This is a genomic window from Sinorhizobium medicae (genome assembly GCF_007827695.1).
Taxonomy (GTDB): Bacteria; Pseudomonadota; Alphaproteobacteria; order Rhizobiales; family Rhizobiaceae; genus Sinorhizobium; species Sinorhizobium medicae.
On sequence record NZ_VITA01000024.1, the window covers coordinates 55,796 to 67,379 of the forward strand.

Sequence of the window (11,584 nt, forward strand, 5' to 3'; positions counted from 1 at the left end):
TGCTCGTCTCGCTGAACAGGTCAGTGCGAAACATCATGCTCCTCCGTTCGCCACGTGCCGCGCCGTCTGCAGCGTTCGGCAGACAGCGTCCTCGCCAACGCCAAGAACGGCGGAGAGGTCGAACGTGTCGAAATGGCCTGATTTCCAGAGGATTACGGCGGCCAGCGCCTGCAGCTCATCCATCTTGCCGCTCATGGCGGCCGAGCGTGACCGTCTCCGATCAGCCAGCTGCAGCATGCTTCCCTCCTTCCGCGCCCTCGCGCGCAATGATCTGAATTCCGACGCGGGCGTATTCCCGCGTCATGCGGATTGTGTTTGGCGCAAGCCCGTCACGGCCGCGCGTCGCCGAAAGCGCCGAGATCTCGGCTGCGAAGTAGGCAAGCCCCTCGTGAAAACCGGCCGCAGAGAGCAGCCGGTGGATAGTCACCTGGTCGCGAATGATCACCGCGAGCGGCACTTCGAGCAGCCATCGCGCCCGCGCCTGATGGTCCGGCGCATCGGCAAGTTCCTCGATGATAGGAAGCATGGAGGTCACTCAGCCGCCTCCCCTGACGCCGCCTCAAATCCCCACGCCGTCCAGCCCGGGCGCGGGCTGCGGCAGAACATTTCCAGCCTCGGCATGGCGGGATAGAGCCGCTCGATCTGCTCGGCGAAGTAATCGGGCTTGGCGCTGTGCCTGCCCTTCCGCTCGCGATAGACCGTCTCCGGCTGCGAGCCGGGCAGCGGCGAAACCGGGTCGCCGCGCCTGCCGATCAGCAGCAGCTCGTGTCGATCGCGGCCCCAATAGCCGGTTCCGGCAATTTCCTTGTCCCAGATCCAGTGGTGCACATAGGTGAATCCCCACGCCGCCATGACGCGGAAAGCGTCAGGCAGCATCGGGTTGGTCGCCCAGAGGAAGAGGACCGCATCCGCCTTGGCTGGCGCCCCGATCTCGTTGAAGAGCACGCAGATCGCATCCGTCGGCATGGTCGGATAGTGGTTCTCGGCGCTCTTCTCTCGCCCCGTCACTTCCGAGCGCACGCCGAACTGCCACGGCGGATCGGCATAGATGACCGGGAACTTCTGCCCAACCTTGCCCGCCGTGGACGAGCCGGCCTCGGCCACATGCGCCATATGCGTCAGCCGTACGGCATGACGTATCTCCTGCCGCTTCTGGCGAATTTCCTTGGCGCGCTGGACGATCTCCTTTTCCTCCAGCCGCAGCGCCTCTTCCTGCGCCGCCCGCTCCAGGTGGCTTAGGGCCTCCCCGGCATGGACGGAGATTCGCCCGTCGCGGATGGCATCGGACAGCGCCTCGACGCCATGGTCGCGCACCCGCTTTGCGGCCTTGACCGCGCGTTCGGAAATCGAGAGCCGGCGCCCCGCCTCGCGGGCGTGCAAATTTGCATCCCCGGCCGTGTTCTGATTGATGCCGCGTTCCCAGTCGACGATCCGCGCCGCTACCATGGCGCGCTGACTTTCCGTCAGGTGCCGGCGATGCAGGTTGAGCGAGAGCACGAAGCCGAGCGGGTCCTTGCCCTCGTATTCCTTCGTCCATGCGTCGATGCCGGCCAGATGGCAAGCCGCCTCGCGGTTCCGCCCGTCGAGGATCTTGCCGTCGAGGATCCAAACCGGCTCTTGCTGCCCGTTCGCCTCGATATCGTCCGCGAGGGGGCGCAGCTCGTCGTCGGGCAACATGGGGAAAAGGGCAGCGAGGGGATGATGCGGCAGGCGCGTCAGCGGAGGCAGGTCAGCCGTCGGCGAAGGCTCGATCTCGGCCGGCGCAGGGAGGCGATCGGCGCCCTCCTCGGGTTGAACCCGAGAAACCGGCGCGCCGGGTCCGCCCTCGCCCCCCTGCCCGATTTCCGGCGGCGTCACGCCGGCCAGCTCGCAAAGCTTCGCCGTCGGATACCAAACCGCGCCATCCTTCCTGTCGCGAGAGAGGAGCTGACGGCTGTTCAGATTGCGGCAAACGGCGATTTCGGACTCTTTCGATGCGCGATAGATGCCTTCCCGCAACACTGCGTCGACGATCTCGCGCGCCTTCGGCCCAAGCTTCGGAAGCTGATCGCTCACGGCCTTCTTCCTTCCGACTGTTCAATGATCTTGCAGACCTCGTCTTCGTCGATGCCGAGTTCGGCGGAGACCGAGTGCGTGTCGCGGTTTTCCTGAAGCCAGCGCGTCAGAACGCGCTCGACGAGGATCTGGCGGGAAAGCCTCGTCATTCCACCCTCGCCAGCCGGTCAAGATATTCCGCGCCTCTCGCCGTCAGCCGCACGTCGTCGCGGCTGCGGCCTGCCCACGCGACGAAACCGGAGGCAAGCGCCTTGTCGAGTGCCTCGCTATCGGCATTGCGGACGAGTTTGTAGGCGCCGCCGCCGGCGCGCACCCGCCGCAGGAAAGCGAGGCAGCGCGGGCCGACCGGTCCGCCGGCCGTCCAGCACGTGGAGGAGAGAGCGGCACCCTGCATCAGTGCACCCCCTTGCGGGCGGTATCGACGAAATCGTTTCCGCGCATGGATACGAGTGCCGCACGCAGTCCGTCGACGGTCGCCTCATCGTCCAGTCCGGCCGTTATCGCGGCGGCGGCACAGGCGACAGTCACGACGCTCACGGCCATTTCCGGGTCGTCGGGCAGCAGTGCGCAGATTGCCGTCACGGTCTTTGTAGGGTTTTCGGGCTCGCCATCCATCAGGCGGCCCCGTCGATCATCATCGCTTCAAGGCGAGCAAGGTCCTGCTTTGCCGCCACGATGCGGTTGCGGATGGCCTGGCGTTCCGCCGCGTCGATGCGGCCATCCTCAATTGCTTGAGCGACGGTGCGAACGACATCGTCCAGCACGCCGTCGAGGCGCAGGACCGCGCTGGCGGTGACCGCTCCGAAGCTCGAAACGCGCTCGTCCTTCACAATCCGCGACATGGCAGTGAGCAGGAACGGGTGATCGCAACGCCGGTCGAGTTCGGCGGCAAGATCGAGGCGGATGAAGCTGTCGCGCCATTCCTCGCCCGCCGACGCATATTTGGTCAGCGTCGAAGATGCGACGCCGAGCGCTTCCGCTGCCCGACTCACCCCGCCGAGCGCCTCGTAAGCCGCCGCCGTGGCGGTCTTGATGATGGATGCATGTTCGTCAGAAATTGCACGCACGAAAACACCCCTGAGTTTTGGTCAAGGAAAAAATCAACCGAAAGGATTCCGTGAAGGCCGCGCGTCGGCGGCGTAGGTTCAGCCCATCAGATCAGGGAGGAACCCATGCTCTTGAGAGACGCATCAAATCTGCAACCCTTCCGCGATTATGGGATTTGTGCTCCATTGCCCGAAGGCGGGCATGGAGGCGGGCGTGAACGAATTGGTCGACTGGCTGAATTTTGGATGGGCCGTGCTGGTTGCCATTCCAGGCACTATCGCGTTCGTCTGGACGCGCAACGATCGTGCCGACCGCCGATAGGCAGAAGGACCGTACGGCGAATGGTCGTTCTTCCACGGCCCCGACTCACAGGGCTGGTACGAAACCGAAATATCGATCAAGGACCGCTGGGACGAGCCGCTGTATGGCCGGTCCGTTCGGATCAAAGGTCTGCTCGGCACGCGCATCGGCTTCCCTCACCTTTCGCCGGATGGGAGCGTCGCGATCCTCGACAAGGGGACCTCATCGGCGGTCTCCTGGACATTCTGGACATCGACAAGGACCGGGGAAAGACCATCCTCCGGCGCCACGACCTTATATGTCCGTCCATCGAAGTGGATGAGGTTGCTGTCGGCGCAATCAGGAACGACGGACATCGAGGCGATGATGTCGAAGCTGCGACTGGAGGTCGACCTGATCTCGGCCAGCAATCGCAAAACCCTATGCGTTGCGAAGCAGAGATGGACCAACAAACCCTCAAGGGCTGCAAGGAGAACGATCGCCGCCAGCAGCAAATAGGACGTGTCAAACGGTACCGTCATGTTGAACCCTTCCGATGGCCGAAAAAACAAAGGCAGGGACGCGCCGAGGCTGGGCGCGTCCCTGCCAGGTGGCAAGGTCGCCAGTTGGGAGGAGGAGACCGGTGCCTTGCTGGGGGAACATCATTCGGCCGCCTCCGCCGGATGCGGCAACTCTACCGGCAGCCCCCTCGCCGCACATTTGGCGGCGTAGAGTTCCCCCGGGCGATAATTTGTGAGCGCAATGATCACGGGCCAGTGGCGATCGGGAATACCTGTCTTGCTCCACTTGTAGACGGCATCCTTCGAGATATCGCCGCCAGCCTTGCTGCTGGCCTGCGCGATGGCGTCGGGTCCGCCTGCGTCCTTGATGATCTGCTTGATAGTGGTCGTGCTCATGCATGAATCAATAATGGATTTTAAATCCAACTACAAGGCAATCGATTTCCAGACCGGAAAATATTTCCGAAAGTATGATGCGACCATGAGCTGGTGGAAGAGATTGGATGAGCGGCGCAAGGAGCTGGGCTGGAACAAAGCCGAGTTGGCGCGCCGCTCAGGCATCCCCTACGACAACATTAACAAGTACCTGCGAGGCGAAATCGAGCAGCCGCGCGGGGATGCCCTTGAGACCCTCGCTCGGACGATCAAGCGACCGCTGCTGTGGCTCAGAGACGGTATTGAAGTCGAAGGCGGCGAGTTGGTGCCCGCACCTGGGCGCCTCGTGGCCGGGGCACTTGTCGGCAAAGCAGAGGCCGGCACGTTCAGAGAGGTCGATGCTTTTGACCAGGCCGAGCGCGAGGTGATCGCCGTTCCGCCGGATGAGCGCTTCCCCAATGCTCGAATATTGGTTTTCGATGTTGCCGGCGATTCGATGAATGACCTCCGGCCCCGCCCGATCCTTGATGGTGACCGATTGATTTGCGTTGCATACGAGGATGTGGCCCATGAGGCCGTGCTCCGCGACGGCATGGTCGTTGTTGTCGAGCGAACGCGTGACGGCGGGCAAACGCGTGAGTGGTCTGTGAAGCAGGTCGAGATCTATCAAGGACGCACGGAATTTCATCCGCGCTCGACCAATCCCAAGCACAAGCCGATCGTCGTAGAGCGAGACGTTTTTGCGGACGATGGCTCTCAGGTCGAGGTGGTCGGCCTGGTTCGCCGGGTTCAGAACGACCTTCCGTTTTAGGCCGCAAAGCTCTTTCGAAGATCAATCGCCTGACAGGCCATGCGAATTTCGCCGAGCAACCAGCTCGGCGGCTCATTGCACATGAACGCCTGATTATCAGCGCCAACGAAGTTCATCACGGGATAAACGCCGAAACACTCTCCCGTGTCGACTGGCGCAATGCGAGCGATACGAAAGCTATAACCCGGAAACTGTCGGCTCAAAGTGTCGGCGAAGCGCTCCTTCGCCGCCCATATATCGGCGCGTAGCGCGACCGGTGGCACCACAATGAACTCCGTAACGTCCTTACAGTCCATAGCTTCGCTCCTGGCTAATTCCGATAATCTGCTTAACGACGCCGGCGCAGACACAGCTGAATCGGAGCGCACCAAGAAAGCCGCTCTCCACCAACTCGTCTACATCACAGGGTGCATCATCGACCGCAGGAACCTCGACCGTCCGAGATGACTCCCTCAGACAGTTGTCGCAGCGGATGTGCAGCGTGAACACTTTCGGCAAATGACGCAGCGCAACGCTCATATTTGTTCTCCTTTCGTTCTCATAATCCAGATGTGAACGCTTGAGTCGAGTCGTTTCCATCGGTATGGAAAATAAATCCAATCCCCCATTGACGTCCGCCAAATCTGGATTTAATTTCCAGATTACAAGCTTTCTTTTCATCAAACCGGAGACCAACATGCAACCGAACGGCGGAATTCACACGAGAAACACGATCAACCGCATGGCCGAGGCGATGCGCTCGGTCGGCGATGGCTGCACTAAGGAAGATTTGTTCCTGAAAGGCTTCACCGAGCGCCAGATTTCCATCTTCGGCCCGAAGGCCACCGAGCTCGCCACCGTCATGGCCCAGGCAGCGTAGCGCCATGACGAAGAGGGCGCGCCGCCGTGGCCCCTGCCCCTGTGGTTCACGCGCGGCGCGCTTACCCCCGAAGAACTCACTGGAGATTTCCAAGATGATTAAGCTTGGATCCTTTGCGAAGGACCGCATCACGAACTTCGCAGGCGTGGTGACTGGTCATGCGGAATACATAACCGGTTGCGACCAGTACCTTCTGTCGCCTCGGAGCCCCGACAAAGAGCCAAAGTGGTTCGATGAGCAGCGGCTCGACGTAGATCCGATTATCGCTCCGATCACGATCGACAATAGCAACGGCGCCGGCGCGGACATTCCCGCACCGGTGAAGTGACGGGGAGCGCCGCCGTGAGCTGCTCCTGTGGTCATGCGCGGCGCACTCACCCGCCTCGCCTTCACCTTACCCTTCTCCTGATCCTGCTCTGGAGCCTCTGGCCATGACTGAGCATTTCACCGGACACAACAAGGCGCGTCTCGAAGCCAGCCCCAATCGCTTCTTCCTCGCCTGCGCCATCATCGCGCTCTCAATCGCGTTTCTCATGTCCGTAGCGCTAGCCGGTACCACGGCCTTCCGCAAGGAATGGCAGTTCGCGTCGGATGCGAAGGTATGATGCCGCAGCTCGCCACCCACCCTGCCGGTCACGATGCCGCGACGCGCCACCAGCGGGCCAGCGCCGTACCGATAGCCGCCCTTCGCGGCCATGATCTCACCGTCGCCGAGCGCTCCGCTCTGCTCAACTGCTACGCCACGCCCGATCGCACCTTCCTCGAAATCGCCGCGACGCACGACGTCGACCGTGAGCGGCTGCAGGATCTCTGGTTCGATCTCTTCCTCTTCCCGTCCAGCCGCTGACCCAAGGAAATCGAAATGACGGTCAAACTCCACGTCCGCAATCCCGTTCCGCCCGCCGGACTCTCCACGTCAACCGCGCTTCTCAAAGAGCCGGCCGTGCGCGCCGGCTATCTCTCCGGCATGACGATCCCGCGCCTGGCGCTGGCCTTCGGCGTCGCCGAGTATGTGATGCAAGACTATGTCGCCGAGCGCCGCTGGGGCTGGAGCGCAGCCGAGCATCGCGGCATCCATGAAGATGGCCGCCGCACGGTCGTTTTCACCCGGGCTTCCCGCGAGACAGGCGGCTACGACATCCGCCCGATCTCCGTCCCGCGCATCACCATGCACGTCAGGGCACTGGAGGCGCGGGCATGAGCAAGTCGATCGAAGGCGTACTTGCCGACGCATGCGAGGAAGCGCAAAGATGAAGACCTCCGACCCGATTTCCAACCAGGTCTTTTCGACATCCTTCCTGCTGTTTGCCCAGTACGGCGGCAAGGCGGTTATTCCAGTCGAGGATGTCTGCCGAGACTATTTCAACCATCTCACGCCGAACAAGTTTTTGCGCAAGGTTGGATCTGGTGAGATCGCTCTGCCTGTCGTGCGCGCGGAAACGTCGCAGAAATGTCAGAAGGGTGTCTACTTGCAGGATCTGGCAGATTATCTGGACCAGCGGCGCGAAACGGCACTGAGGGAATTCCGTCAACTGCACCGATGAAAACATAAGACGCCGATACTGCGCTGTCTTGCCCTCTGACCGCGCCGTTTGTGCGTATCGCCTTCACCGAGACTCGTCCGCTTTCGACTGCGGCAGCTCGTTCCTCGTTGTACCACCCTGATCCTGCGCCGCTGATCGCGATGCGCAGATCAGCGAATCATTAGATCGGGACCGCAAGCCCGAGAGCCAGCTTGCGATGCAGAACACGGTGGCAGTTGGCGCACAAGCATTTCAGGTCGGCCGTTATCGATTTGTGACCGGGCTGCATCTTAGCAACGTGGGTTCGGTGGTGATGAACCTCGATGCAGGCGGAACCGGCTTCATCGCCATAGCGCTCGGCGGGATCAAGCTCACAATCCTCACAAAAAAGGCGCCCATGCTGTGCGATGAATTCGTCTCGCTTTTGCTTTGCCAGACCAGGTTGCCGCTCGCGTTGCAGGTGGGAGACGATCTTCGGATTGCCCTCAATCCAGCTTCGTTCCTCTTCGGTCGGTGTGAACCGGATCAGCTCTGATTCGATCTCAGGCGAATAAGGCTTGGGGCGGACGGCAGCGCCATTTTTCGCTACGATCCAGAGGCCCGCCTCTTCGAGCAGTTCGAAACAGATCTGTCCCCAGCCGGCGCTAAAGTGGCCGGGATGGATCTCTATTCCAAGCGCCTCCTCCAGGGCCAGACCGAACACCTTTTTAGGAGCGAGGGGAACCCCGTCGTCGGTCAAGGCATCATAGTCGCGGGACGGAGCAAAATTAGCGGCGTCGCCGCCTGTAAGAAGCTTCTGGACGGCGCGCTCAATGTGGGACGTCGTCACTTTCCGCAATTCACTGGTGGGCAACCGGGCAATCTCACCTGTGGTGGTCTCAACCGCGCGAATAGCAGCGCGCAACTTCGCGTGGCGTGTACCGGGTGTCGTGATCAGCAGCCGTCGCCAAGCGCCGTGGCTTTGACTGTTTGCATTCATGGCACGCACAAGCTCGCCAAATCGAGTCGCGATTGACGCGCCTCGATCGAAGGAAAGGCGGCGCTTAACGAGATCCGTTTTCTGAACACGCTGGCTATCCAGATAGATTTCGTAGTCGATCCCAGCGCTGTCTAAACGGGACATCAGCAATTCAAGTGCTTGCCGATAATCACGATTTCGATCGGTCCCGCTGCGACTGTGAAGGATTATGCCAAGCTCGTGCATCTCGAGCTTAGCATTGAGCCGCGCGCCATCGTCTGTGACTAGAATCAGTGGAATACCCATGCGGCCACGTTGTTCCGCAACAGCACCAGTTGTCCAGTGCCGGCTCTAAGGTCAGGACTCATACATCAGTGAAGCATCCGATGACGGCTTTCGACCCTGAGCGGTCGCCGGTGACAAGCAAAGGGAACGTCTCGACTTGGCCCGAAGCGGACCTCCACTCGCTGGCGCGGAAATGACTTCCGAACCGGCGACGGTTCTATGGAAATTACGCTTCGGCAATGGACTGCAATCAGTGACATGTTTTATGCCGCTCAGAGAAGCACCGGGTGGAGAGGCAACGAAGGCGATCAACTTCGCGACTTCGTTCGACGAAGAAGGCCGGTCTTGCGGAATACCTCCCAGACTACCATGACCTGTTTCCGACCTTCGTAATCTGTAGTGGCGCGTGCACGCGAGGATTTTTTCGCCACACATTGCTCTAACTAATAATTGTGCAGAACAGGTTTTGTCGGTTGTGACTTGTGCTGATGGCAGATACGAGTTTCTTGTGTCAACGATCTCTCGATCAACTTAGTGTTGTGGTTCCTGCGACACCTACGGGAAGGTTACCTTCAAACCACCTCGGACAATATGCGCTACATACGATTTGCAAATTCGCTACGTTATGAATGCTAGATCGATGTCGTTGGCACACCCATGACGCTTAAATCCATTCCAGATTTGCGCTTTCTCGCTGCTGCCCTTGGTCGAAATCTGAAGCGACGTGTTACATATATCGCTTATAAGCTACCGCCCTCATCGAAATTCCGTGTGTTCACGATTCCAAAGAGAAGCGGTGGAACACGAACTATTCAAGCTCCAAGAATTGCGCTTCTAAGTTTGCAGAGGTCCGTAAGGCTGCTGCTAGAGCGGGACTATAGCCCTCGTGTAAACGTCCACGGTTTCGTGCCTGGACACGGGCGAAGTATCGTAAGCAACGCCGAAAAGCACGTATTGAAAAAATGGGTTCTCAATATTGATCTCGAAAACTATTTCGGATCAATCCATTTCGGGAGAATAGCCGGTCGGCTTCAATCAAAGCCTTATGGTTACACGCCTGAGATAGCGAAGTTTGTCGCACATATAGCGTGCTATCCCACCCAAGCCTTAATAGATGGAAAAATCCAGGACAGCAGCGTTCTCATGACGGGCGGCGCGTTGTCGCCTTTGTTGGCCAATATTGTCTCCGATAAACTGGATAGTGAGATCGCAAGGTTTTGCTCCCAACTTGGCTGTACGTATACTCGGTATGCTGACGACATCACTATTTCATCTAACAGGAACAAGTTTCCTGGAAAAATTGCACGCCTTGAAGACCCAGAAGATCATCGTAGCGTTGTCCTTTCGGAAGCCTTTCTCGATTTGATCGAAGGCAACGGGTTTGCAGTAAATCACGCAAAAACCAGATTGCTTCCTCGCTCTTTCGGTCAGGAGGTGACGGGGCTGGTCGTTAATAAGAAGGTGAATGTACCGCGCAGCTTCATCAGGCAGATTAGGGCCATGCTGCATGATTGGGAAACCAATGGATATGCCGCAGCACAAATAAGACATTTTTCCAAGTTTCGGCCAAACAGAGGACGGCTGGACGCTCATGAGGCCAAGCATTTCCAATGGGTAGTTCGTGGAAAGATAGAGTTTGTTAGGAACGTGAAAGGCTCTACAGATCAAACGTTCCAGACGCTCGCCCGCAAATACAACAGTTTAACATCGGGTGGAAAGATAACTATTCCGATAGTTGAGACAAACAGAATTATTGAAGAGGCCGTTTGGTACCTGGTTAACGAAAATAAAGTTGTAACTACAGGAACATGTTTTGCGATCGAAGGCAGTAAGTACATCACCTGTGCTCACTGCATAGGGCCAAACATGACCGTCACTCCGAAATCTGCTCCCAAATTTCCTGTTTCGGTCAAGGCGTTGAAACAAGACCGAGTGAACGATTTGGCGACGCTCGACCTGTCTGCGCTCTTGCCCGCGCACACGCCAAAAGGAATGCTCAAGCTCGCTTCCATAGCTGAGGTCGGAGCCCTCAAGGTTGGCGACAAAGTCCAAATTGCTGGTTTTCCGGGGAACCTAAACGAGGAAGCGGTAACTATTTCTGAAGCCACCATTACCCGCTTCTCTAAAACCACGCTTGATGGATCAATTCCCGCCAGCAACAATGTTATGGTACTTGATGGCGGCACGTTCTCGGGAATGAGCGGTGGTCCTGTTCTGTTCAAGGGCAAAGTTGTCGGGGTGGTAGTGCGGGGGCCAAACGACGATGATCCTAACGAAAAATGTGAAGCCGTGTTCTCGACGCTGATATTGCCACTAATCTAGGCAGTTCAAAAATGACGGCGGCGTTTGACCACTACGGTCTGGATGAACGCAAGCAGTGTCGCAGAGAACCTTTCAAAGTCCTTTGCAAATTGCCGCTTTACGCCGAGTCATCCTAAGTGCGGTCTGCGAGCAAGCGGTCCGGCTGCATATTAAACTCCCCTAACAGCTACCATCTTAGCGGCACTCGTTCAGTTTTCTGAATGACCGCAGTTGGCGCAATGCGGTCGCGGCTCCTTTCTAGGGAGCTGACGCTTGCTAACGCTCAGCCCCCCTGAAATACCTTTCCTTTCGTTACAACCAAGCGCACTATGAATAGTGACCAACACCACTAGAGGGAGGTCAAAATGGTAGTGTCCAGATCATTATTGATAGGTGGTGCAATGCAAGTGATCTTGGTTGCAACTGACCTGCCACGGGTAATTTCCTCCAGTTTGGATTAGAGTCCGGCCTATTGTGAACCGCTCCAGGTTTCTGGACCAGCGGAGGCTGGAGTTTTTCGGCTTCATTCAGGGAGGCGGGCTGGTTGCGCCTCCCGAATTCATCAGCGAG

The 11,584-nt window shown here is 58.7% G+C and carries 20 protein-coding genes; 8 read left to right on the plus strand and 12 right to left on the minus strand.

Translation table 11 applies throughout. The features are described from left to right. Window positions 1-33 precede the first annotated feature (33 nt). From FB009_RS28360 to FB009_RS28395, 9 genes are all read right to left on the minus strand, one after another. Window positions 34-237 carry a hypothetical protein gene (locus FB009_RS28360; RefSeq protein ID WP_145162556.1) on the minus strand — a complete coding sequence of 68 codons (204 nt, stop codon included), beginning with the start codon at window positions 235-237 and terminating at the stop codon, window positions 34-36. Continuing rightward, window positions 221-535, minus strand: a complete 315-nt coding sequence (locus tag FB009_RS28365) for a hypothetical protein (protein ID WP_145162559.1) — start codon at window positions 533-535, stop codon at window positions 221-223. Before FB009_RS28365 ends, FB009_RS28360 begins: the two co-directional genes overlap by 17 nt. Next, the gene (locus FB009_RS28370) at window positions 532-2,055 is read right to left on the minus strand and encodes an MT-A70 family methyltransferase (protein WP_145162562.1); all 1,524 of its coding nucleotides are present in this window, start codon (window positions 2,053-2,055) and stop codon (window positions 532-534) included. Before FB009_RS28370 ends, FB009_RS28365 begins: the two co-directional genes overlap by 4 nt. Next, window positions 2,052-2,204 (minus strand): hypothetical protein, encoded by a 153-nt coding sequence (locus FB009_RS32900; protein WP_186447685.1) that lies wholly within the window; start codon window positions 2,202-2,204, stop codon window positions 2,052-2,054. Before FB009_RS32900 ends, FB009_RS28370 begins: the two co-directional genes overlap by 4 nt. Then, complete coding sequence (locus FB009_RS28375; protein WP_145162565.1) at window positions 2,201-2,449, minus strand: hypothetical protein; 249 nt, start codon at window positions 2,447-2,449, stop codon at window positions 2,201-2,203. The genes FB009_RS32900 and FB009_RS28375 overlap by 4 nt, the downstream gene beginning before the upstream one ends. After that, on the minus strand, window positions 2,449-2,670 hold the full coding sequence (locus FB009_RS28380) for a hypothetical protein (RefSeq protein ID WP_127675789.1): 222 nt from the start codon (window positions 2,668-2,670) through the stop codon (window positions 2,449-2,451). The genes FB009_RS28375 and FB009_RS28380 overlap by 1 nt, the downstream gene beginning before the upstream one ends. Next, window positions 2,670-3,122, minus strand: coding sequence for a hypothetical protein (locus FB009_RS28385; protein WP_145162568.1), 453 nt, complete (start codon window positions 3,120-3,122; stop codon window positions 2,670-2,672). The genes FB009_RS28380 and FB009_RS28385 overlap by 1 nt, the downstream gene beginning before the upstream one ends. Window positions 3,123-3,578: 456 nt before the next feature. After that, window positions 3,579-3,923: a hypothetical protein gene (locus tag FB009_RS28390; protein ID WP_145162571.1), complete on the minus strand. Its 345-nt coding sequence runs from the start codon at window positions 3,921-3,923 to the stop codon at window positions 3,579-3,581. A gap of 120 nt (window positions 3,924-4,043) precedes the next feature. After that, entirely contained in the window at window positions 4,044-4,298 is a 255-nt protein-coding gene (locus FB009_RS28395; RefSeq protein ID WP_145162574.1) for a carph-isopro domain-containing protein, read from the minus strand. On the opposite strand from FB009_RS28395, the gene FB009_RS28400 reads away from it, so the two are divergent. Beyond that, the gene (locus tag FB009_RS28400) at window positions 4,270-5,088 is read left to right on the plus strand and encodes a LexA family transcriptional regulator (RefSeq protein ID WP_127675820.1); all 819 of its coding nucleotides are present in this window, start codon (window positions 4,270-4,272) and stop codon (window positions 5,086-5,088) included. The genes FB009_RS28395 and FB009_RS28400 overlap by 29 nt on opposite strands. Here the strand turns inward: FB009_RS28400 and FB009_RS28405 are convergent. Together FB009_RS28405 and FB009_RS33425 are read right to left on the minus strand one after the other, a co-directional pair. Then, complete coding sequence (locus FB009_RS28405) at window positions 5,085-5,351, minus strand: hypothetical protein (protein WP_234888304.1); 267 nt, start codon at window positions 5,349-5,351, stop codon at window positions 5,085-5,087. The two genes, FB009_RS28400 and FB009_RS28405, sit on opposite strands and share 4 nt — an antisense overlap. Window positions 5,352-5,373: 22 nt before the next feature. Then, window positions 5,374-5,748, minus strand: coding sequence for a hypothetical protein (locus FB009_RS33425; protein ID WP_234888305.1), 375 nt, complete (start codon window positions 5,746-5,748; stop codon window positions 5,374-5,376). Window positions 5,749-5,764: 16 nt separating this feature from the next. Between FB009_RS33425 and FB009_RS28415 the strand changes: the two genes are divergently transcribed. The 6 genes from FB009_RS28415 to FB009_RS28440 all read left to right on the plus strand — a co-directional run bounded on the left by FB009_RS28415 (window position 5,765) and on the right by FB009_RS28440 (window position 7,491). Then, the gene (locus FB009_RS28415) at window positions 5,765-5,947 is read left to right on the plus strand and encodes a hypothetical protein (RefSeq protein WP_127675783.1); all 183 of its coding nucleotides are present in this window, start codon (window positions 5,765-5,767) and stop codon (window positions 5,945-5,947) included. A gap of 94 nt (window positions 5,948-6,041) precedes the next feature. Next, window positions 6,042-6,275 carry a hypothetical protein gene (locus FB009_RS28420; RefSeq protein ID WP_127675782.1) on the plus strand — a complete coding sequence of 78 codons (234 nt, stop codon included), beginning with the start codon at window positions 6,042-6,044 and terminating at the stop codon, window positions 6,273-6,275. A 103-nt stretch (window positions 6,276-6,378) separates the two neighbouring features. Continuing rightward, window positions 6,379-6,552 carry a hypothetical protein gene (locus FB009_RS28425; protein WP_145162580.1) on the plus strand — a complete coding sequence of 58 codons (174 nt, stop codon included), beginning with the start codon at window positions 6,379-6,381 and terminating at the stop codon, window positions 6,550-6,552. After that, a complete protein-coding gene (locus FB009_RS28430; protein WP_145162583.1) occupies window positions 6,549-6,794 on the plus strand; it encodes a hypothetical protein in 246 nt (81 codons plus the stop codon). The genes FB009_RS28425 and FB009_RS28430 overlap by 4 nt, the downstream gene beginning before the upstream one ends. 15 nt (window positions 6,795-6,809) lie before the next feature. Continuing rightward, window positions 6,810-7,148 (plus strand): hypothetical protein, encoded by a 339-nt coding sequence (locus FB009_RS28435; protein WP_145162586.1) that lies wholly within the window; start codon window positions 6,810-6,812, stop codon window positions 7,146-7,148. Window positions 7,149-7,197: 49 nt separating this feature from the next. After that, window positions 7,198-7,491: a pyocin activator PrtN family protein gene (locus FB009_RS28440; RefSeq protein WP_145162589.1), complete on the plus strand. Its 294-nt coding sequence runs from the start codon at window positions 7,198-7,200 to the stop codon at window positions 7,489-7,491. Between the two features lie 160 nt (window positions 7,492-7,651). Here FB009_RS28440 and FB009_RS28445 read toward each other — a convergent pair whose 3' ends face one another. Beyond that, window positions 7,652-8,734, minus strand: a complete 1,083-nt coding sequence (locus FB009_RS28445) for an HNH endonuclease (RefSeq protein ID WP_145162592.1) — start codon at window positions 8,732-8,734, stop codon at window positions 7,652-7,654. Between the two features lie 636 nt (window positions 8,735-9,370). Between FB009_RS28445 and FB009_RS28450 the strand changes: the two genes are divergently transcribed. After that, complete coding sequence (locus tag FB009_RS28450; protein ID WP_145162595.1) at window positions 9,371-11,035, plus strand: reverse transcriptase domain-containing protein; 1,665 nt, start codon at window positions 9,371-9,373, stop codon at window positions 11,033-11,035. Window positions 11,036-11,584 lie beyond the last annotated feature (549 nt).